General features: G+C 66.2%; 12 protein-coding genes. 11 read left to right on the forward strand and 1 reads right to left on the reverse strand.

Annotation, left to right across the window (positions count from 1 at the left end; genetic code table 11):
* Nucleotides 1–67 precede the first annotated feature (67 nt).
* The 9 genes from BUB76_RS01030 to BUB76_RS01070 all read left to right on the forward strand — a co-directional run bounded on the left by BUB76_RS01030 (nt 68) and on the right by BUB76_RS01070 (nt 17169).
* A complete protein-coding gene (locus BUB76_RS01030; protein WP_073125771.1) occupies nt 68–2434 on the forward strand; it encodes a glycogen/starch/alpha-glucan phosphorylase in 2367 nt (788 codons plus the stop codon).
* Between the two features lie 51 nt (nt 2435–2485).
* Nucleotides 2486–4687 carry a 1,4-alpha-glucan branching protein GlgB gene (gene glgB / locus BUB76_RS01035; RefSeq protein ID WP_073125774.1) on the forward strand — a complete coding sequence of 734 codons (2202 nt, stop codon included), beginning with the start codon at nt 2486–2488 and terminating at the stop codon, nt 4685–4687.
* 43 nt (nt 4688–4730) lie between these two features.
* Nucleotides 4731–6017, forward strand: coding sequence for a glucose-1-phosphate adenylyltransferase (glgC, locus tag BUB76_RS01040; protein WP_073125777.1), 1287 nt, complete (start codon nt 4731–4733; stop codon nt 6015–6017).
* Nucleotides 6014–7435, forward strand: a complete 1422-nt coding sequence (gene glgA, locus BUB76_RS01045) for a glycogen synthase GlgA (protein WP_073125780.1) — start codon at nt 6014–6016, stop codon at nt 7433–7435. Before glgC ends, glgA begins: the two co-directional genes overlap by 4 nt.
* Nucleotides 7435–9528: a glycogen debranching protein GlgX gene (gene glgX / locus BUB76_RS01050; RefSeq protein ID WP_073125782.1), complete on the forward strand. Its 2094-nt coding sequence runs from the start codon at nt 7435–7437 to the stop codon at nt 9526–9528. Before glgA ends, glgX begins: the two co-directional genes overlap by 1 nt.
* Nucleotides 9525–11429 carry a 4-alpha-glucanotransferase gene (malQ, locus tag BUB76_RS01055; RefSeq protein WP_073125784.1) on the forward strand — a complete coding sequence of 635 codons (1905 nt, stop codon included), beginning with the start codon at nt 9525–9527 and terminating at the stop codon, nt 11427–11429. The genes glgX and malQ overlap by 4 nt, the downstream gene beginning before the upstream one ends.
* Nucleotides 11417–13048: an alpha-D-glucose phosphate-specific phosphoglucomutase gene (locus BUB76_RS01060; protein WP_073125786.1), complete on the forward strand. Its 1632-nt coding sequence runs from the start codon at nt 11417–11419 to the stop codon at nt 13046–13048. The genes malQ and BUB76_RS01060 overlap by 13 nt, the downstream gene beginning before the upstream one ends.
* Nucleotides 13049–13060: 12 nt before the next feature.
* Nucleotides 13061–15433 (forward strand): glucosylglycerol hydrolase, encoded by a 2373-nt coding sequence (gghA, locus tag BUB76_RS01065; protein ID WP_073125789.1) that lies wholly within the window; start codon nt 13061–13063, stop codon nt 15431–15433.
* A 77-nt stretch (nt 15434–15510) separates the two neighbouring features.
* Complete coding sequence (locus BUB76_RS01070) at nt 15511–17169, forward strand: FMN-binding glutamate synthase family protein (protein WP_073125792.1); 1659 nt, start codon at nt 15511–15513, stop codon at nt 17167–17169.
* Nucleotides 17170–17184: 15 nt separating this feature from the next.
* Here the strand turns inward: BUB76_RS01070 and BUB76_RS01075 are convergent, their stop codons facing one another.
* On the reverse strand, nt 17185–18162 hold the full coding sequence (locus BUB76_RS01075; protein ID WP_073125794.1) for a glucokinase: 978 nt from the start codon (nt 18160–18162) through the stop codon (nt 17185–17187).
* Nucleotides 18163–18460: 298 nt separating this feature from the next.
* Here BUB76_RS01075 and BUB76_RS01080 point away from each other — a divergent pair, with 298 nt between their 5' ends.
* Together BUB76_RS01080 and BUB76_RS01085 are read left to right on the forward strand one after the other, a co-directional pair.
* Nucleotides 18461–19810, forward strand: coding sequence for an ABC transporter substrate-binding protein (locus BUB76_RS01080; RefSeq protein ID WP_073125797.1), 1350 nt, complete (start codon nt 18461–18463; stop codon nt 19808–19810).
* 202 nt (nt 19811–20012) lie between these two features.
* On the forward strand, nt 20013–20993 hold the full coding sequence (locus tag BUB76_RS01085) for a carbohydrate ABC transporter permease (RefSeq protein ID WP_073126490.1): 981 nt from the start codon (nt 20013–20015) through the stop codon (nt 20991–20993).
* Nucleotides 20994–21004: the final 11 nt, after the last annotated feature.

Genomic DNA, 21004 nt, shown 5'->3' on the forward strand with positions numbered 1-21004 from the left:
GCGGTGCGCGTTACCGCAAACAGAATTGTCCCGGACCGCAGCGGTCCTTCAACCAAAGGGGGGTCCCATGCCCACCAAGACCGACCTTCGCGACGACATCCAGCATCACCTGAAATACAGCCTGGGCAAGGATGCCGGGCACGCGCAGATCACCGATTGGCGGCTGGCGCTGAGCTATGCGATCCGCGACCGCATCGTCGATCCGTGGTTCGCCTCGACCCGCGCGACCTATGCCCAGAAGGGCAAGCGCGTCTACTACCTGTCGATGGAATTCCTGATCGGCCGGCTTCTGGAAGACGCGGTGGTCAACCTGGGCCTGATGGACGAGGCCGAGGCCGCCTTCAAGGCCAACGACCTGTCGCTGGACGACGTGCTGGGCGACGAACCCGATGCCGCGCTCGGCAACGGTGGCCTGGGCCGTCTGGCCGCCTGCTTCCTCGAGTCGCTGTCGACCATCGGCTGCCCCGCCTACGGCTATGGTATCCGGTACGAGCATGGCCTGTTCAAGCAGAGCTTCCACGAAGGACGCCAGATCGAAAGCCCCGAGGATTGGCTGACGCAGCCCCACGCGTGGGAGTTCGAGCGTCCCGAGGCCGCGTTCCGCATCGGCTTCGGCGGTTCGGTCGAGGAGTTGGGGGGCAAGACCGTGTGGACCCCGTCCGAAGCGGTCATCGCCGAGGCGTTCGACACGCCCATCATTGGCTGGGAGGGCCGCTGGGCCAACACGCTGCGGCTGTGGGCGGCGAAGCCCGAGCAGGTCTTCGACCTCGACCGGTTCAACGCGGGTGACTACTACGGTGCGGCCGAGCCCGAGAATCTGGCCCGCACCATCAGCCGCGTGCTCTATCCCGACGACACCACCGACGAGGGCAAGCGCCTGCGCCTGAAGCAGGAGTTTTTCTTCACCGCCGCATCGCTGCGCGACATCCTGCGCCGGTTCGAGTCCGAATACGACGACCTGGAGCTTCTTCCGCAGAAGGTCGCGATCCAGCTGAACGACACGCACCCCGCCATCGCCGGCCCAGAGCTCGTCCGCCTGCTCGCCGACGAGAAGGGCATGCCGGTCGAGAAGGCCATCGAGATCGCGCGCGGCTGCCTCAGCTACACCAACCACACCCTGCTGCCCGAGGCGCTGGAACGCTGGTCCGAGGGGCTGATGCGCGACCTGCTGCCCCGCCACATGCAGCTGATCGAGGAAATCGACGCGGCCCACGCGCGCGAGAATCCGTCGCGCGGTGTGACCATGACCGACGACGGCGACGTGCTGATGGGGCCGCTGGCCTTCGCCATGGCGCACAAGGTCAACGGCGTCTCGGCGCTTCATACCGAGCTGATGAAGGAAACGGTGTTCGAGGAACTGCACCGCCTCCACCCCGACCGGATCGTGAACCAGACCAACGGCGTGACCCCGCGCCGCTGGGTGCTGTCGGCCAACCCGCGGCTGTCCGCGCTCATCACCGAGGCCATCGGCGACGGATGGGTCGACGACCTGGAGCGTTTGAGCAAGCTCGAGCCCATGGCCGACGACAAGACCTTCCGCGACGCTTTCGCCGCGGCCAAGCGCGCCAACAAGGCGGACCTGGCCAACTACCTGGGCGACCGGGGCACCAACGTGGACCCCGACGCCATGTTCGACGTGCAGATCAAGCGCATCCACGAATACAAGCGCCAGCACCTGAACATCATCGAGACCATCGCCCACTGGCAGGAAATCAAGGACAATCCGGGCGCCGGCTGGGTGCCGCGGGTCAAGATTTTCGGCGGCAAGGCCGCGCCCGGCTACGTGTTCGCGAAGGAGATCATCCACCTCATCAACGCGGTGGCCGAGGTCATCAACACCGATGCCGATACCGGTCACCTGCTGAAGGTCGCCTATCCCGCCAACTACAACGTCACCTTGGCCGAGCGGCTGATCCCGGCGGCCGAGCTTTCGGAACAGATCTCGACGGCGGGCAAGGAAGCGTCGGGCACCGGCAACATGAAGTTCGCCCTGAACGGCGCTTTGACGGTCGGCACGCTGGATGGCGCGAATGTCGAGATCCGCGACCTGGTGGGCGCCGAGAACTTCTTCCTGTTCGGCATGACCGCCGACGAGGTGGTGAAGCGGCGCGAGGTCGAGGGCCACGCCCAGAAGGCCATCGACGCCGATCCGCGCCTGAAACGCGCCCTGGACGCCATCCGCTCGGGCACTTTCGGGCCGGGCTTCGAAGGCATCGTCGACAACGTGTCGGGGCCTGACTACTTCCTCGTCGCCTCGGACTTCACCGACTTCTACCGCGCCCAGCGCGAGGTCGAGAAAGCCTATGCCGACCAGGATGCCTGGACGCGTATGGCCGTGCTGAACACGGCGCGGTCGGGCTGGTTCAGCTCGGACCGGACCATTCGTGGCTACATGCGCGACGTCTGGTACAGCGAGGCGCTGGCCGCCGAATAAGGCCCGTGGCGGGGGATTGAGTCTGAGGGTGGATGGCCTAACCTATTGGTCATGAGCACCGCAGACACACCCCCCGCCGCCATTTCCCTTGAGGATGCCCGCAAGGTTCAGAACGGTCAGCACCGTGATCCGTTCTCGGTCCTGGGGCCGCATGTCAAAGGTGGGCAGCGCCATGTCACGGCGCTGGACCCCGGCGCCGAAGACCTGTTCGCCGTCGACCAGACCGGCGAACACAAGCTGTCCCGCGTCGACGGCACGGATGTCTTCACCGGCCCCGCGCCCGGCGATGGCCATTACTGGCTGAAGGGCAAGAAGGGCCGCAACGTCTGGGAATACGAAGACGCCTATCGCTACGGCCCCGTCATGGGCGAGATGGACGAATACCTTCTGGGCGAGGGCACGCACCAGAAGATCTGGACCGTCCTGGGCGCCCACGTGATGGAGCACGAAGGCCAGCACGGCACCCATTTCGCGGTCTGGGCCCCCTCGGCGCGCCGCGTCAGCGTGGTCGGAGGCTTCAACCAGTGGGACGGACGCCGCCACGCCATGCGCGCCCGCGGCGCCACCGGCATCTGGGAGATCTTCATCCCCAATATCGGCGAGGGCGAGGCCTACAAGTACGAGATCGTCGGCCCCGAGGGGCATCTTCAGCCGCTGAAGGCCGACCCGGTGGGCTTCGGCAGCCAGCATCCGCCCGAGAACGCGTCGATCGTGCGCGACCTGCGCGGCTACGGATGGAAGGATGCCGAGTACATGAAGGGCCGCGCCCAGCGAAACGACCGCGCGGCGCCTATCTCGGTCTACGAGGTGCACCTGCCGTCGTGGAAGCGGCGCATGGCCGAGGACGGCCGGTCGCTGTCCTATCAGGAACTGGCGGTGGAGCTGGTGGATTACGCCGCCGACCTGGGCTTCACCCACCTGGAGTTCATGCCGGTCAGCGAATACCCGTTCGACGGCTCGTGGGGTTACCAGCCCGTGGGTCTCTTCGCGCCCACGATCCGTCATGGCACCCCGCACGAGTTCCGCGACCTCGTGGAAGCGGCGCATGAAAAAGGCATGGGCGTCCTGCTGGACTGGGTTCCGGGACACTTCCCGGTCGACCCGCACGGGTTGGCAAAGTTCGACGGTACCGCGCTTTACGAACACGCCGATCCGCGCGAGGGCTTCCACCCCGACTGGAACACCGCGATCTACAATTACGGCCGGATCGAGGTCGCCAACTTCCTGGTGTCGAACGCGCTTTACTGGCTGGACGAATACCACGTCGACGGCCTGCGCGTGGATGCGGTCGCCTCGATGCTTTACCGCGACTACAGCCGCAAGGCGGGCGAATGGATCCCCAACAAGGACGGCGGCAACGAGAATTACGAGGCCATCGCCGTCCTGCAAAAGACCAACATCGCTGCCTACGGCGAACACCCCGGCATCATGACGGTGGCCGAGGAATCCACCAGCTTCCCGGGCGTGTCGCGCCCCGTGGACGGCGGCGGACTTGGCTTCGGGTTCAAGTGGAACATGGGCTGGATGAACGACACCCTGTCCTACATGCAGAAGGACCCGATCTACCGCCAGCACCACCACCACCAGATGACCTTCGGAATCCACTACGCGTTTTCCGAGAACTTCATCCTGCCGATCAGCCACGACGAGGTCGTGCACGGCAAGGGGTCGATGCTGAAGAAGATGCCCGGCAGCGAATGGGAGAAATTCGCCAACCTGCGGGCCTATTACGGCTTCATGTGGGGCCATCCCGGCAAGAAGCTGCTGTTCATGGGCAACGAGCTGGGCATGCCGACCGAGTGGCAGGAGAAGGAACAATTGCCCTGGGACCTGCTGAAGGACCCCAAGCACGGCGGCGTTCAGTCACTGATCCGCGACCTGAACAAGCTCTACCGCGAGACGCCGGCGCTGCACGTGAAGGACTGCGACCCCGAGGGGTTCCAGTGGATCGACGCCAACGATGCGGCGCAATCGACCTTCTCGTGGATCCGTCGCGGCAACGCGGGCGATGCCGAGGTCGTCGTGGTCTGCAACATGACCCCGGTCGAGCGGCCGTCGCACACGTTGGCCATGCCCAGCGCGGGCCGCTGGCGCGAGGCGCTGAACACCGATGCCGAGGTCTATGGCGGCAGCGGTCGCGGCAACATGGGCGCGATCGAGGCGAAGGACGAACCGCTGCACGGCCAACCGGCCAGCGCGAGCGTCTACCTGCCGCCGCTGAGCACCCAGATCTTCATCAAGGACAAGGGCTGACCCACGATACGAAAAAGATAATGATTTCAGGGAGGGGAAAGACATGGAGAAGCCGAACTCGAGGCTGTCGAATAGGACGCTGGCCTTCGTGCTGGCGGGTGGACGCGGCTCGCGACTGAAGGATCTGACCGAGACCCGCGCCAAGCCCGCCGTCTATTTCGGGGGGAAGACCCGGATCGTCGATTTCGCGCTGTCGAACGCGCTGAACTCGGGCATCCGGAAGATGGCCATCGCCACGCAATACAAGGCGCACAGCCTGATCCGGCACTGCCAGCGCGGCTGGTCCTTCTTCCGGGCCGAGCGGAACGAGTATCTCGATATCCTGCCCGCGTCCCAGCGCGTGGCCGAGGACAAGTGGTATGTCGGCACCGCGGACGCCGTGACCCAGAATATCGACATCATCGACAGCTACGGCATCGAGTACATCCTGATCCTGGCCGGCGATCACATCTACAAGATGGATTACGAGATCATGCTGCGCGAGCATGTGGACAGCGGCGCGGACGTGACCGTGGGCTGCCTGACCGTCAGCAAGGAAGAGGCCAAGGCCTTCGGCGTCATGGCCGTCGATGACAACTGGAAGATCACGTCGTTCCTGGAAAAGCCCGCCGATCCGCCCACGATGCCGGGCAGCGACACGGAAACGCTCGCCTCGATGGGGCTCTACGTCTTCAAGTGGAGCTACCTGCGCGAGCTTCTGATCCGTGACGCCGAGGCCGATCATTCCAAGCACGATTTCGGCGGCGATATCATCCCTTACATCGTCGAGAACGGCCACGCGCAGGCGCACCGCTTCACCGAAAGCTGCGTGCGCCACGCCGCGGACGCGCCCGCCTACTGGAAGGACGTGGGCACGGTCGACGCCTACTGGCAGGCCAATATCGACCTGACCAATTTCGACCCTGATCTGGACCTGTGGGACACCAACTGGCCGATCTGGACCTACTCGGAATCCATGCCGCCCGCCAAGTTCATCCACGACACCGAGGGCCGGCGCGGGCACGCGTTGTCGTCGCTGGTGTCGGGCGGCTGCATCATCTCGGGCACCGAGATCCGCGAGTCGCTCTTGTTTTCCAAGGTGAAGACGAACAGCTACGCCAAGCTGAACCAGGCGGTGATCCTGCCAGACTGCAATATCGGCCGCTCGGCCGAGCTGACGAAATGCGTGGTCGATCGTGGCGTCGACATTCCCGAGGGGCTGAAGATCGGCACCGAGGACGCGCCGGACCACCTGGATCGCGACGGCAAGCCGATCTTCCACACCTCGCCGGGTGGCGTGACGCTGATCACCAAGCCCATGGTCGACAAGTGGCACGAGGTGCATGGATGAAGGTTCTGTCGGTCGCGTCGGAATGTGCCCCCATCATCAAGACCGGTGGCCTTGCCGACGTGGTCGGCGCGCTGCCCGCCGCCCTGAAGCCGCAGGGCGTCGAGATGCGGGTTCTTCTTCCGGGGTATCCCAAGGTGATGGACCGCGCGGGCCAGGCGCCCGCGGTCGCACGGTTCGATGACCTGTTCGGCGGGCCAGCCGAGCTGCTCCAGGCCGAGGCGGGCGGCGTGCCCCTGCTGGTACTACGCGCCGATCACCTATTCGACCGTGGCCACGGGATCTACCTGGATGAAAGCGGACAGGACTGGGAGGACAACCCCCAGCGCTTTGCCGCGCTCAGCCGCGCGGCGGCGCTGATCGCGCGGGACGGGGCAGGGGACTGGCGCCCCGATATCGTGCACGGGCACGACTGGCAGGCGGGTTTCGTGCCCTACTATCTCCACCGGATGGAGGTCGGCGTGCCGTCGGTCATGACCATCCACAATGTGGCCTTCCCCGGTCCCGCCGCGCCCGAGATGCTGGGCGAGTTGAAGCTGGAGCTCGACGATTACCACCCGGGCGGGCTGGAATTCTGGGGGCAGATCTCGGCCCTGAAGGCGGGGCTGGTCTGGTCCGACAAGATCACCACGGTCAGCCCGACCTATGCCCGAGAATTGCAGACCGAGACCTTCGGCATGGGGTTCGACGGCCTGATCCGCGCGCGCGCCGCCGATTTGCAGGGCATTCTTAACGGTATCGATACCGATGTCTGGGATCCTGCGACGGACCCCGAGATCGCGACCTACAAGACCGCGGCCTCGAAGAAGAAAGCGACCCGTGCGTTGCGCGATGAATTCGGCCTGCCCGACAGCGATGGCCCGCTGGCCGTCGTCGTCTCGCGCCTGACCGAACAGAAGGGCCTGGATCTGGTGCTTGAGGGACTGCCCGACTTTCTCGCACGCGGCGGGCAGATGGTACTTCTGGGCTCGGGCCAGGGCGACCTGGAACGTGCGTGGGAAGTCGCGGGCGCCCGGCACGAGGGGCTGGCGGTGCGCATCGGCTACGACGAGGGGCTGAGCCACCGGATGATGGCGGGGGGCCACGCCGTGCTCGTGCCCTCGCGGTTCGAGCCCTGTGGCCTGACGCAGCTTTACGGTCTGCGCTATGGCACCATCCCGGTTGTTGCACGCACGGGCGGTTTGGCGGATACCGTCATCGACGCCAACGACGCGGGCCTGCGCGCGGGGGTTGCCACCGGGATCGTGCATGACCCCGGCTCGGCCGAGGCGGTGGCGCAGGCGCTGTCGCGGCTGGCGGACCTTTACGCGGATCGCGACGTTTGGGCGAAGATGACCCGAAACGCGATGCGCCATCCGGTGGGATGGGACGTATCGGCGGCGGCCTATGCCGACCTCTACCGGAGCTTAATAACCGCATAATGAATAACCCGATCACGATCACCGAGGGCCGCGCGGCCCCCATCGGTGCGACCTTCGACGGCGATGGTGTGAATTTCGCCGTCTTTTCCGAAAATGCCGAACGGATGGTGCTGTGCCTGTTCGATGCCGATGGCACCGAAACGGGCCGGGTGGACCTGCCCGAACGCGACGGCGACGTGTGGCATGGCTACATCTCGGGGCTGCGGCCCGGACAGCACTACGGCTATCGCGCCCACGGCCCCTATGCCCCCGAACAGGGTCACCGGTTCAACCCGAACAAGCTGCTCATGGACCCGTATGCCAAGCGGCTGACCGGGCACCCGACGTGGCACGACACGTTGATGGGCTACAAGGTCGGGACAGCCAAGGACCCGGATCTGGTCATCGACCCGCGCGACAATGCCCGCTTCATGCCCCGGTCGGTCGTCGAGGATCCCGCCTTCTCGTGGGGCGAGGACGAACATCCGCGCACGCCGATCCAGCAATCGGTGATCTACGAGGCGCATGTGAAGGGCCTGACCAAGCGCCGCGCCGACGTACCCGACCCGGGGACGTTCCTGGCGATGTCGTCGGACCCGATGCTGGACTACCTGACCAACCTCGGGATCACGGCGATCGAGCTGCTGCCGGTCCATGCCTACCTGACCGACCATTTCCTGCACGAGAAAGGCCTGACCAACTACTGGGGCTACCAGACCATCGGTTTCTTCGCGCCCGAGCCGAAATACATGGCGCGCGGCCAGATCGACGAATTCCAGCAGATGGTGGCGCGCTTCCATTCGGCGGGGATCGAGGTGATCCTCGACGTGGTCTACAACCATACCGGCGAGGGGAACGAGCTGGGCCCGACCCTGTCGTTCCGCGGGCTCGACAATGCCAGCTATTACCGGCTGATGCCCGACAACCCGCGCTTCTACGTGAACGACACCGGCACCGGGAACACCGTGAACGTGGATCATCCCATGGTCCTGCGCATGATCATGGATTCCCTGCGCTACTGGGTCGAGGTCATGCATGTGGACGGCTTCCGCTTCGACCTTTGCTCGACGCTGGGCCGTGTAGACGAGGGCGGCTTCGACCGCGGCGCGGCCTTCTTCGACGCGATCCGGCAGGACCCGGTGCTGGGAAACGTGAAGCTGATCGCCGAGCCTTGGGATATCGGGCCGGGCGGCTACCAGCTGGGGGCTTTCCCGCCGCCCTTCATGGAATGGAACGACAAGTACCGCGACACCGTGCGCCGCTTCTGGCGCGGCGACGCGGGCGAGGCGCCGGCGCTGGCCGACCGCCTGACCGGCAGCGCGCTGCAATTCGACCACTCCAGTCGGCCGGCGACCTCATCGGTCAACCTGCTGACGGCCCATGACGGCTTCACGCTGATGGACACGGTCAGCTACGTGGAAAAGCACAACGAGGCCAACGGCGAGGACGGGCGCGACGGCCACGGCGAGAACTATTCCGACAACCTGGGCGTGGAAGGCCCGACCGAGAAGGAAGCGATCAATGCCGCCCGCGCCCGCCGCCGGCGCAACATGATGGCCACGCTGATGCTCAGCCAGGGCACGCCGATGATCCTGGCGGGCGACGAGATGGGCAATTCGCAATCCGGCAACAACAACGCCTATTCGCAGGATAACGAGATCAGCTGGATCGACTGGGGATCCTTCGACGCCGAGTTCCACGATTTCACCCGGCTGATGATCTCGTTCCGCAAGAACCACCCTCTGCTGCGGCAGAAGCTGTTCCTGCATGCCCAGCGGCGCGAGGACGGGCTGGACGACCTGTTCTGGTGGCGGCCCGACGGGCAGCAGATGCAGGATGAAGACTGGCAGGATCCCGACCTGTCCTGCGTCGCGATGGAGCTGCGGATGGCCTCGGGCACCCCGGATTACGCTGAGACCGAGCAGGCGATCTTCGCCGTGTTCAACGCGGGTGGCGCCGTGGACATGGTCATCCCCGATCCGCCCGAGAACACCCACTGGGTCTGGCGCGTGGATACCGCGCGCGGAGGGCGCCAGACAGACGTCGTGTCGGACCAGGTGAAGATCCCGGGACAGTCGGTGTCTGTCTTCGTCCTGGACATCCACACGTCATGAGCGACCCGCGCGACAGGCTGGCGGCGCGGCTCGGCGTGCTCGAAACCTTCCTCGACACGACCGGTCGCCGTCAGCACCTGGGCGCCGAGACACGCGACGCCATGCTGGCGGCGATGGGCGCGCCCACCGATCCGCTGGCGGCCGCGCGGCACCTGGACATGCTCGATGCCGCCGACGCCGCAAGGCCGCTGCCGCGCTGGCTGGTTCTGGACGCCGACACCGCGCATCGCCTGGCGGCGCTGGACGGGCAGGGCTGGACCCTCACGCTCGAGGATGGCGAGACGCGCAAGGGGCAGGGGGCCGAGACGGGCGCGCTGCCCGTGGGCATCCACGATCTGAATGGCGCAGGCTGGGTGACGACGCTGCTGGTCGCCCCGCGTCAGGTGCCGTTGCCCCCGCGCGGGTGGGGTGTGACCCTGCCGCTTTACGGGCTGGGGCAGGACGGTGCCGTCGGCAGCTATGCCGACCTTGCCGCCGCGGTGGCTGCGCTCGGGAAAGCGGGGGCCGATTTCGTGGGCATCAACCCGGTCCACGCCGGTTTCCCGGCCGATCCGCAGGCCTTCAGCCCCTATTCGCCGTCGCACCGGGGGCGGTTGTCGGTCGCCCACATCGCGCCCGAGCGGGCGATCGATGCGCCGGGCGGAGAGCTGCTGGACTGGCCCGCCGACCAGGGCGCGCGGCGCACCGCCCTGCGGGCCGAGTTCGACGCGGGCGCACCGGGCTTCGCCGACTGGCGCGCGGCCGAGGGCGAGGCGCTGGAGCTGTTCGCCCTGCACCAGGCGCTGTCGGACACGCTGGGGCCCTACTGGACCGACTGGCCCACGCCCTACCGCGATCCGAACAGCGCCGAGGTCGCCAGCTTCGCCGCCGAGAACACTGACACCATCGCGTTCCACGCGTGGTTGCAGTGGCGGGCCGAGCGCGACCTGACCACGGTGCACAAGGCCGCCGACGCCGCCGGCATGCGCTTCGGCCTTTACGTGGACCTGGCCGTGGGCACGCAACCCATGGGGGCCGAGACCTGGGCCGACCCGACGCTGTTCGCCTCGGGCGTGTCGCTGGGCGCGCCGCCGGATGCGTTCTCGTCCAAGGGGCAATCCTGGGGGCTGGCACCCTTGCGCCCCGACACCTTGGCCGACCGGGGCTTTCGCCCGCTGGCCACGATCCTGCGCCAGCAGCTGCGCCATGCGAGGCTGATGCGGATCGACCATATCCTGGGGTTCGAGCGGGCGTTCTGGGTGCCGCAGGACCGCAGCACGCCCGGCGCCTACGTCGCCATGCCGCGCGACGCGCTGCTGGCCGTCGCCCGGATCGAGGCCGCGCGCGTGGGCGCGACCATCGTGGGCGAGGACCTGGGCAACATCCCCGATGGCCTGCAATCGGCGCTGCACGAGGCGGGGATCCTCGGCTGCCGGGTGGCGCAGTTCCAGCAGGACTGGAACGCCGACACGGCCACCTTCTTGGCCGCCGACACCTACCCCGAAAGCGCCATGACCAGCTTCGGCACCCACGATCTGCCCACGTGGGAAGGCTGGAAGCGCGGCCGCGACATCGACTGGCGGCGTGACATCGGCGATATCGACGACGCGGCCCATGCCGAGGCCCACGCCCAGCGGCGCGACGAGGTCGCGGCGCTGACCGGTCTTCTGGGCGGCGACGATGCCGCCGCGCTGCACCGTTTCCTGGCCGAAACGCCCTCGCGCCTGGTTGCCGTGCAGATCGAGGACTTGCTGGGCCGGGTCGAGCAGCCGAACCTGCCGGGCACCGTTCACGAACATCCCAACTGGCGCCGGCCGCTAGGCGTGGCGCCGGATGCGCTGGGTAACCTTGACGCCGTGGCTGAGACCACCAGACTTATGCTCAAAGCAAATAGACGAGGACGAGACCCATGGAGATCCTGACCATCGACACGCAACCCATCGAGGGTCAGAAGCCGGGCACCTCGGGCCTTCGCAAGAAGACCCGCACCTTCATGGAGCCGCATTACCTCGAGAATTACGTACAGTCGATTTTCGACGCCATCGGCGGGGTCGCCGGCAGGACCATGGTCCTGGGCGGTGACGGACGGTATTTCACCGGGCCCGCCGCGCAGGTGATCCTGCGCATGCTGGCGGCCGGGGGCGCGGCCCGGGTCATCGTGGGCAAGGACACCATCATGTCCACACCCGCCGCGTCGAACCTGATCCGCAGCCGCAAGACCGATGGCGGGCTTATCATGTCCGCCAGCCACAATCCCGGCGGCATCGACGAGGATTTCGGCGTCAAGTACAACCAGTCGAACGGCGGCCCGGCCAACGAAGAGATCATGAAGCGGATCTTCGAGGGCACCAAGACGATCACGCAGTACCACATTCTCGAGGCGCAGGACGTCGATCTCTCCAATCTCGGCGAACTCACCCTGGGGGATACCGTGATCGAGGTCGTCGATCCGGTTTCGGCCTATGTCGAACTGATGGAGCAACTGTTCGATATGCCCGCGATCGAGCGCATGGTGAAAGGCGGGTTCCGCATCTGCTTCGACGGTATGCACGCCGTGACCGGACCCTACGCCAAGGCGCTGTTCGAGGACAGGCTGGGCGCGGCCGAGGGTTCGGTCCTCAACGCCGTGCCCAAGCCCGATTTTGGGGGCGGTCATCCCGATCCGAACCCGATCTGGGCGAGGGAGCTCATGGACATCATGCATGGCGAGGATCCGCCCGATTTCGGCGCGGCCAGCGACGGCGACGGCGACCGCAACATGATCGTCGGGCCCGGCATGTACGTGGGTCCCTCGGATTCGGTGGCCGTGCTGGCAGCGAACGCCCACCTGGCGCCCGCCTATGTCAACGGGCTTGCCGGCGTCGCCCGGTCCATGCCTACCAGCCGCGCGCTGGACGCGGTGGCCGCGAAGAAGGGCCTCGACTGCTACGAGACGCCGACGGGCTGGAAGTTCTTCGGCAACCTGCTGGACGACGGGCGTATCACCATCTGCGGCGAGGAGTCGGCGGGCACCAGCAGCGACCATGTCCGCGAGAAGGACGGGCTGTGGGCCATCCTGCTGTGGCTGAACATCCTGGCGGCCAAGGAGACCGGCGTCCGGGAAATCGTCCACGACCACTGGGCCGAGTACGGTCGCAACTTCTACACCCGCCACGACTTCGAAGGGGTCGACGCCGACCGGGCGAACGCCATGTTCGACGACCTGCGGGGCCGGCTCGAAGGCATGGCCGGCACCACCGTCGCCGGGCGCACCGTCGCATCGGCGGACGAGTTCGCCTATACCGACCCGGTGGATGGCTCGGTTGCCGAAAGACAGGGCATCCGTGTGCATTTCGAGGGCGGGGGCCGCGTGGTCTACCGTCTTTCGGGCACCGGAACCGTGGGGGCCACCTTGCGTGTCTATCTCGAGGATGAGAGCGATGCGCCCGACGCCAAGGACCGCGACACGCAGGAGGCGCTGGCCGACATCATCGCCGCCGCCCACGAGATCGCGAAGATCGAACATTACACGGGCCGCACCGATCCGGACGTGCGCGCCTGAGAAAGGGACGATATGCCGCTCAAAGACCGTGTGACCCCCGAGACGGGTGTTGCCGAAGGCCTGGCCTACAAGTGCCGCCAACTGCTCAACCACTCGGAAACGGCCTTCGACGCCCATACCGCCATTGCCCCCATGCTGGGCGGGCAGGTGGACGGCGACGTGGCCACCTTCGGGTTCTGGACGCCCGAGCTGCAGGACCAGCGCGTGCCCGAAGGCGACGTGTTCCTGGAAGTGCTGTCGCCCAAGGGGCCGCTGGACCTGACCCGCGCCCACCAGCAGGTCACGTTCGACCGGATCTACCTGCCCGTCTCGCGCTACGAGGCGCATACCTTCTGCGCCGCCAGGGGCATGATGGCGGGCAACCGCGAACAGGGCGGTGATTTCTACTGCCTCGTCTGGCGCGACGCGCAGGACACCTGGCACCGGATCCTCGATCCGCTCGCCATGTCGCTGCCTTTCGGTGCCTTCGCGCCCGCCGAGCTTTACGACGTGAAGGCCATGCTGGACCGGCGCGGCGACAAGGCGTACTGGGCGCAATTCGCGGGCGACACGCCGCACAAGTTCGACCCGCCCGCCAACATCCTCCAGATCCACGTGCCCACCGCCACAGCCGGCGGCACCCTGGCCGCGCTGACCCGCCAGTTCGAACGTATGGGCGAACGGGTCGCCAACGACCTGACGCTCGATCCCCTGGACCAGATCTTCATGGGCTACGACGCCGTGCAGCTTCTGCCGGTCGAGCCGACGACGACCTACGAGACCGGCCCGGCCTTCTGGGAGGAACTGGACGGCGCCACGGACGAGGAGATCACCGTCGACCTGACGCGGCCCGACACCACGAACTGGGGCTACGATATCGTCATCTCCGGCATGGCGACCGTGAACCCGGTGCTGCTGGAATCGGGGCGCCCGGACGAGCTGGTGGATTTTGCCACCGTTCTGCACAACTTCCCGACCAGGCCCAAGAAGCTGATCTTCGACGTGGTGTTCGGCCATTCCGACAACCAGGGACTGGACGCGCTCAACCACCATTTCTTCGCCGGGCCGAACATGTACGGCCAGAACATGGACTACAAGAACCCGGCCGTCCGCGCGATCATGCTGGAGTTGCAGCGCCGCAAGGTGAATTTCGGCGCCGACGGCGTGCGCGTCGACGGCGCGCAGGACTTCAAGTGGTGGGACGCCGGCACGCAGGAGCTCCGCCACGACGACGACTATCTCGACCTGATGTCCGACATGGTGCAGGAGGTCGCGGGCACCAAGTATTACCCCTGGTTCGTGTTCGAGGACGGGCGCCCCTGGCCGCAGGAGGACTGGGAGCTGAGCTCGACCTACCGCGCCGTGATCGAGAACCAGCGCGATGACCCGGACGTGTTCCAGTGGGGGCCGCTGACCTTCGCGCACAACACGCCCTTCATCTACGGCTTCTGGCTTTCGAAGTGGTGGCGCATCAAGGAGGTCCTGTCGGTGGGGGCCAACTGGATCTCGGGCACCGCGAACCACGACACGCTGCGGCGAGGCACGCAGGTGAACCCCAAGCTCAATATCAATACGCGGCTTGGCGATACCCAGATGGAGATCCTGGAAAAGGCATACGACAACCCGGCGGTGTCCATGCTGACCTACGCCGCGCTGCCGGGCGTGCCCATGGACTTTCTCAATGCCACCGCGCGGGCGAACTGGGGCTTCATCCGCAACCAGGACGACAAGTACGGTGTGAAGGTCGTGGCCGAGGAGGCGATCAGCCTGAAATGGCAGGTGGACGAGTACCGCTACTCGGTGCCGGGCAATTTCCGCCGCCTGAAAGAGCTGGGATATGAGACGCGGGCCGACCTGGCGCGCTTCTTCGAGTTCCTGCCCGCCCTGGTCGAGGTGACCGAGTACGACCTTGACCACATCGCCAAGCTGCTGAACCAGGTCGAGCCGCCGCTGGCCGGGCCCGGCACCTTCACCGTGTCAGACCTGAAGAAGATCGCGCGCGCGTGGATGGACGACATGCACGAATACTGCAACGTGTCGAACTCCATGTCCGCGCTGGACGAGCGGCAGACCCAGTTCATGCTGGATCTGCGCAATTTCCGGCGCGCCAACCGGTGGCTGCGGCAGAATCTCGGCCCCGAGGACTATTTCGACTACGTGCAGCCTGTGGACGGTCGCGTGCTGTTCACCTCGTACCGGAAGCACGAGGGGCGCGAGGTCTATACCATCACGCATATGGAGGGCGGGCCGTCCGGCGAATTCGACCCGCTGCGCCTGAAGATCCCAGGGCTGAAGGGCGCGGGCTGGACCTGCGCGCTGCGCACGCCGGGGATCGGGCCGGATTACATCTCGGGGCCGATCGTCCTGCGCGACAGCATGGGGCTGGTCTTCACCCGGGGCATGTGACCGATCACAACGGTTGCAGCGCAGGCGTGGCCCACCCATGATGCCCATATGTCGGGCAATTCGGAAAGGCGGCCGCCATGAAGATGCTGGAAAACTATAGCCGCTTCAGCGCGCTTGCCGCGGCTGCGGCGCTGACGGTGGTGTGTCTAGCCCTGGTGCCGCTGTCCGGCTGGGCCTGGCTCGGCGTCCTGGTGTTCGGCGCTCTCACGGCCGTGGGCGTGCGCGACATGCGCCAGACGCATCACGCGATCCTGCGCAACTACCCGATCCTGGGCCATATCCGGTTCTTCTTCGAGAAGATCCGCCCCGAGATCCGCCAGTATTTCATCGAATCCGACCACGACGAGGAGCCGTTCAGCCGCGAGGACCGGTCGATCGTCTACCAGCGTGCCAAGAACGAAGAGGCCGCGCGCCCCTTCGGCACCAAGCAGAAGGTCTACGAGGGCGGCTATGGGTGGATGACCCACTCCATCGTGCCCACCCACCTGGACCGGCACGATTTCCGCGTCAGCATCGGCGGCCTGGACTGTAAGAAGCCCTACGACGCCTCGCTCTACAACATTTCGGCCATGTCCTTCGGGTCGCTCTCGGCGGCGGCGATCCGGGCGTTGAACATGGGCGCGAAGGCGGGCGGTTTCGCCCATGACACCGGCGAAGGCGGCATCAGCAAGTATCACCGCGAGGGCGGTGGCGACCTGATCTGGGAAATCGGGTCGGGCTATTTCGGCTGCCGCACCCACGAAGGGCGGTTCGACCCCGACAAGTTCGCCGAGAAGGCCGCCGACGACCAGGTCAAGATGATCGAGATCAAGCTGAGCCAGGGCGCGAAGCCCGGCCATGGCGGCATGCTGCCGGCGGCCAAGATCACCGAGGAAATCGCCGAGGCGCGCGACATCCCCATGGGCAAGGACTGCATCTCGCCGGCCGGTCATCCCGAGTTCTCGACCCCGCGCGAGCTGTGCGCCTTCATCGCCAGGCTGCGCGATCTGTCGGGCGGCAAGCCCGTGGGCTTCAAGCTGTGCATCGGCCACCGGCGCGAATTCATGTGCATCGTCAAGGCGATGATCGCCACCGGGATCTACCCGGATTTCATCGTCGTCGACGGCAAGGAGGGCGGCACCGGCGCCGCGCCCCTGGAATTCGCCAACCACGTGGGCATGCCCCTGACCGAAGGCCTGACCTTCGTTCACAACACCCTGCGCGGGGCCAATATCCGCGAACGCATCCGCATCGGGGCCAGTGGCAAGCTGATCCATGCCTTCGACATCGCACAGGCCTTCGCCATGGGGGCGGACTGGTGCAATTCGGCCCGCGGCTTCATGTTCTCGGTCGGCTGCATCCAGGCGCAGGCCTGCCATACCAACCATTGCCCCACGGGCGTGACCACGACCGACCCGGTGCGCCAGCGCGCGCTGGTGGTGAAGGACAAGGCGCCGCGCGTGGCGAACTTCCACCGCAACACCATGCGGGCGCTGGCCGAGATGGCGGGCGCGGCGGGCCTGGACGATCCGCGCGATTTCTTGCCCCATCACTTCATGAAGCGCGAGGCCGACGGCTCCATGGTCGAGGCCAGCGACGCCTGGCCCTACATGCAGCACAACTACCTGATCGAGAACGAGAATACCGACCGCGAGGACACGTATCTCAAGCGCTGGCGCCGGGCCAGCGCCGAGACCTTCGATCCGCCCGAGCCCTATGGCCGGGCCCTGAAGAAGCGCAAGATGGCCGCCGAATAGGGCGCGGCAAGCGGCTCAGCCGTGGGTGATGCCGGCGGCCATGAGGCCCTCGAGGTGCTGCGCGCAACCGGTGAGCGCGGCGAAGTCGTCCTCCACGCCCCACACGGCGAATTGCATCATGAAGTCCGAGAACCGGCCCTTCGCGCGGAACGCCTCGTCAAAGCCGAAGCGCGCCAGGTGCGGCGTCAGGGCGCGTGCCATGCCCCCGATCATGTAGATCCCGCCGAAGGGCAGGTGGGTCAGGGCCAGGTCGCCCGTGACGCGCCCCATGGCCTGCACGAACGCCTCGGCCGCGCGGATCGCCACCGGGTCGTCGCCCTGCTCGAGCGCCGCCATGATCTGGGACGAATCCTTGCGCGTGGTCTCGCCGCCCGCCCAGGCGTAGGTCCGCTCGAGGCCCCGGCCCGACAGAACGTCCTCGACCCCGGGAAACCCGTGGGCCGTCGACACGAAGCGGGCCAGCGACATGTCGTCCTCGGACAGCACCGGGAAGGTGACGTGGCCGCTTTCGCAGGGGGGCACGTATCGCCCGGTCTCGGTGCGGAAGACGGGCACGGCGTTGAAGCCGGTGCCGATGCCCACGACCAGCTTGGCGTTGTGATCGGCGCCCGTCGGCCCCGGCACCAGCTGGCGCAGGTTGTCGTCCGATATGTGATCGACCGCGTGGCCCTGGGCTTGCAAATCGTTGAGGATCGCCACCGTTTCGGCGCCCGTGCACGCGGCCAGGTCGGCGCGGGTCATGGTCCAGCCGACGTTGGTCAGCCGCCCGACGCCATCCATCACCGGCCCCGCCATGGCGATGCACGCGCCCGCGCAGTCGCTGACGCCCTGCTCCGACAGGAAGGCGCCCAGGATCTCGCCCAGACCCTCGCGGCCCTGGTTGCGGAACTTGGAAATGGTCTCGGGCTGCACCACCCCGTCCAGCGCCAGCGCGGCACGGGTGTTCGTGCCCCCGACATCAGCGACGACCGTGCGAACGGGGGATGCGGGCATGGTGTGGCCTTCCTTGGGGCGGTTGCGCGGGCCTTCGCGTGATAGGACGGAAATGCGGGGGGCTGCAAGAAAATGCCCCGGCCGATCGCGGGTCATCGCGCTGCGCCCGCGATGCTGCGCTGCGGCGAAAATCGATGAAAATCATGTCACTAAGGGGCGTCCCGGGGCCCATCGGTTGACACCCGTCATCCCTTGGGCTTGTCTTGAGCGCAGACGAAAAGGGGGGAGCAGGACCGTTGTCCGGCCCCTGCACAACGATGCGCCCCAAGGCGCACGACACAAATTTGGGAGAGATTGCATGAGACATATTCTTCTTGCCAGCGCCGCGACCATGGCCCTTGGATCCGGCATGGCCGCCGCCCAGGAGCTGGTCTTCCCGGTGGGCGAAGGCGCCTTCAGCTGGGACAGCTACGAGGAATTCGCCGCCAACAACGATTATAGCGGCGAAACCATCGACATCGCCGGTCCGTGGACCGGTGCGGACGCCGAGCTGATGAACTCGGTCGCCGCCTACTTCGCCGAAGCGACCGGCGCGACGGTGAACTATTCCGGCTCGGACAGCTTCGAGCAGGACATCGTCATCTCGACCGAGGCGAACTCGGCCCCGAACCTGGCCGCCTTCCCGCAGCCGGGCCTGGTGGCCGACCTCGCCTCGCGCGGCTCGATCACGCCGCTGGACGAGGAAACCGCGAGCTTCATCGCCGAGAACTACTCGGCCGGGGAAAGCTGGGTGGACCTGGCGACCTTCGAAGGCCCCGACGGCGAAAGCGCGATGTACGCCTTCCCCTACAAGATCGACGTGAAATCGCTGGTCTGGTACTCGCCCGAGCAGTTCGAGGAAGCGGGCTACGAGATTCCCGAGACCTACGAAGAGCTGAAGGAACTGACCGCCCAGATCGCCGAAGACGGCGTGACGCCCTGGTGCATCGGCCTGGGCTCCGGCGCGGCCACTGGCTGGCCGGCCACGGACTGGGTCGAGGACATCATGCTGCGCACGGCCACGCCCGAGCAGTATGACAACTGGGTCACCAACGACATGCCGTTCGACGATCCGGTCGTCGTCGCCGCGATCGAGGAATACGGCACCTTCCTGCAGGAAGGCTACGTGAACGGGGGCCGCGAAGCCGCCGCCACGACCGATTTCCGCGACAGCCCGAGTGGCCTCTTCCAGTTCCCGCCCGAGTGCTACATGCACAAGCAGGCGACGTTCATCCCGACCTTCTTCCCCGAAGGCACCGTGGTGGGTGAAGATGTCGACTTCTTCTACTTCCCCGCGCCCGAAGGCGGCGAGACGCCCGTGCTGGGCGGCGGCACCATGTTCGCCATCACCGAGGACAGCGAAACCGCCCGCGGTTTCATCGATTTCCTGAAGACGCCGATCGCGCACGAGATCTGGGCAGCCCAGGGCGGCCTGCTGTCGCCGCTGACCTCGATCAACCCCGAGGTGTTCCCGTCCGATCCGGCGCGGGCCACGAACGACATCCTGCTGAACGCGACGACCTTCCGGTTCGACGGGTCTGACCTGATGCCGGGCGAGATCGGCGCGGGCGCCTTCTGGACCCAGATGGTCGAGTTCACCACCGGCACCCAGGACGCCGAGGCGACCGCCACGGCCATCCAGGAGCGTTGGGACAACCTGAAGAACTGATCCGCGGGATCATGTGACGACGCGAAACAGGGGGCGTCCGGCATCGTGCCGGGCGCCCTTTTCCGTCCGACCGGGTGCGACGCTATCCCGCGTGATTCCGCCGAAAATCCGGCACTTGGCGGTTGCTTCATGGGTCCGCTTGCGCGCAGACTATTCCCAAGGGTGGCCGCAGATGCCGCCCACGACACAGGGGGGAGACGAGATGCCAGTCATCTTGCAAGGGATCATCACGATCCTCATCGGCGTCGGCGGATGCGTTGCCTATTTCTATTTCTCCAACCTTCTGCTGGATAAGGTGATCTTTCCGGCCAAGGGCGAGAAGGCGGGCCAGAACATCAACCGCGCGAACCAGGTGCGGCCCTGGCTGTTCCTGTTCCCCGCCGTGTTCGTGCTGGGGCTCTACCTGGTCTACCCGGTGATCGGATCGTTCTTCCGCTCGCTCTATGGGCGAAACCCGGACGAGTTCGTGGGCCTTGGAAACTACGCCTCGCTGATCGCGTCCGAGGATTTCCGCATCTCGTTCTTCAACAATTTCCTCTGGGCCATCGTGGTGCCGGCGGGCGCGACCTTCTTCGGCCTGATGGCCGCGCAGCTGACCGACAAGCTGAGCTGGGGCAACCTCGCCAAGTCGCTGATCTTCATGCCCATGGCGATCAGCTTCGTGGGCGCCTCGCTGATCTGGAAATTCGTCTACGCCAATGACGCCGATATCGGATTGATCAACGCGATCCGCGCCAGCCTCGGCTTCACCGATCCGGTCGACGTGCTGCAGATTCCGTTCTGGAACAACTTCTTCCTGATGATCATCCTGATCTGGATTCAGACCGGGTTCGCCATGGTGATCCTGTCGGCTGCCCTGCGCGGCATCCCCGAAGAGACGATCGAGGCTGCGATCCTTGACGGCGCGAATCCCTGGCAGCTGTTCTTCCAGATCAAGGTGCCGCAGATCATGGCGACCATCGTCGTGGTCTGGACCACCATCACCATCCTCGTGCTCAAGGTGTTCGACATCGTCTACACCATGACGGGGGGCAATTTCGGGACCGAGATCCTGCCATCCTACATGATGGATTTCATGTTCCGCGACGACGGACGCGCCACGGCCATCGCCTTCGTCATCATGCTGATCGTGCTGCCGGTGATGATCTGGAACATCGTCCAGGCGCGCAAGGAAATGCGCTGAGCCGGTCCGCG

This window comes from Palleronia salina (assembly GCF_900141995.1).
Taxonomy (GTDB): Bacteria; Pseudomonadota; Alphaproteobacteria; order Rhodobacterales; family Rhodobacteraceae; genus Palleronia; species Palleronia salina.

Coding starts and splice junctions, on each gene's coding strand:
- BUB76_RS01075 (WP_073125794.1), bottom strand. CDS start 18,162: ATGCCCGCATCCCCCGTTCGCACGGTCGTCGCTGATGTCGGGGGCACG.
- BUB76_RS01060 (WP_073125786.1), top strand. CDS start 11,417: ATGGAGATCCTGACCATCGACACGCAACCCATCGAGGGTCAGAAGCCG.
- BUB76_RS01080 (WP_073125797.1), top strand. CDS start 18,461: ATGAGACATATTCTTCTTGCCAGCGCCGCGACCATGGCCCTTGGATCC.
- glgC (WP_073125777.1), top strand. CDS start 4,731: ATGGAGAAGCCGAACTCGAGGCTGTCGAATAGGACGCTGGCCTTCGTG.
- BUB76_RS01030 (WP_073125771.1), top strand. CDS start 68: ATGCCCACCAAGACCGACCTTCGCGACGACATCCAGCATCACCTGAAA.
- BUB76_RS01085 (WP_073126490.1), top strand. CDS start 20,013: ATGCCAGTCATCTTGCAAGGGATCATCACGATCCTCATCGGCGTCGGC.
- gghA (WP_073125789.1), top strand. CDS start 13,061: ATGCCGCTCAAAGACCGTGTGACCCCCGAGACGGGTGTTGCCGAAGGC.
- glgX (WP_073125782.1), top strand. CDS start 7,435: ATGAATAACCCGATCACGATCACCGAGGGCCGCGCGGCCCCCATCGGT.
- glgB (WP_073125774.1), top strand. CDS start 2,486: ATGAGCACCGCAGACACACCCCCCGCCGCCATTTCCCTTGAGGATGCC.
- BUB76_RS01070 (WP_073125792.1), top strand. CDS start 15,511: ATGAAGATGCTGGAAAACTATAGCCGCTTCAGCGCGCTTGCCGCGGCT.
- glgA (WP_073125780.1), top strand. CDS start 6,014: ATGAAGGTTCTGTCGGTCGCGTCGGAATGTGCCCCCATCATCAAGACC.
- malQ (WP_073125784.1), top strand. CDS start 9,525: ATGAGCGACCCGCGCGACAGGCTGGCGGCGCGGCTCGGCGTGCTCGAA.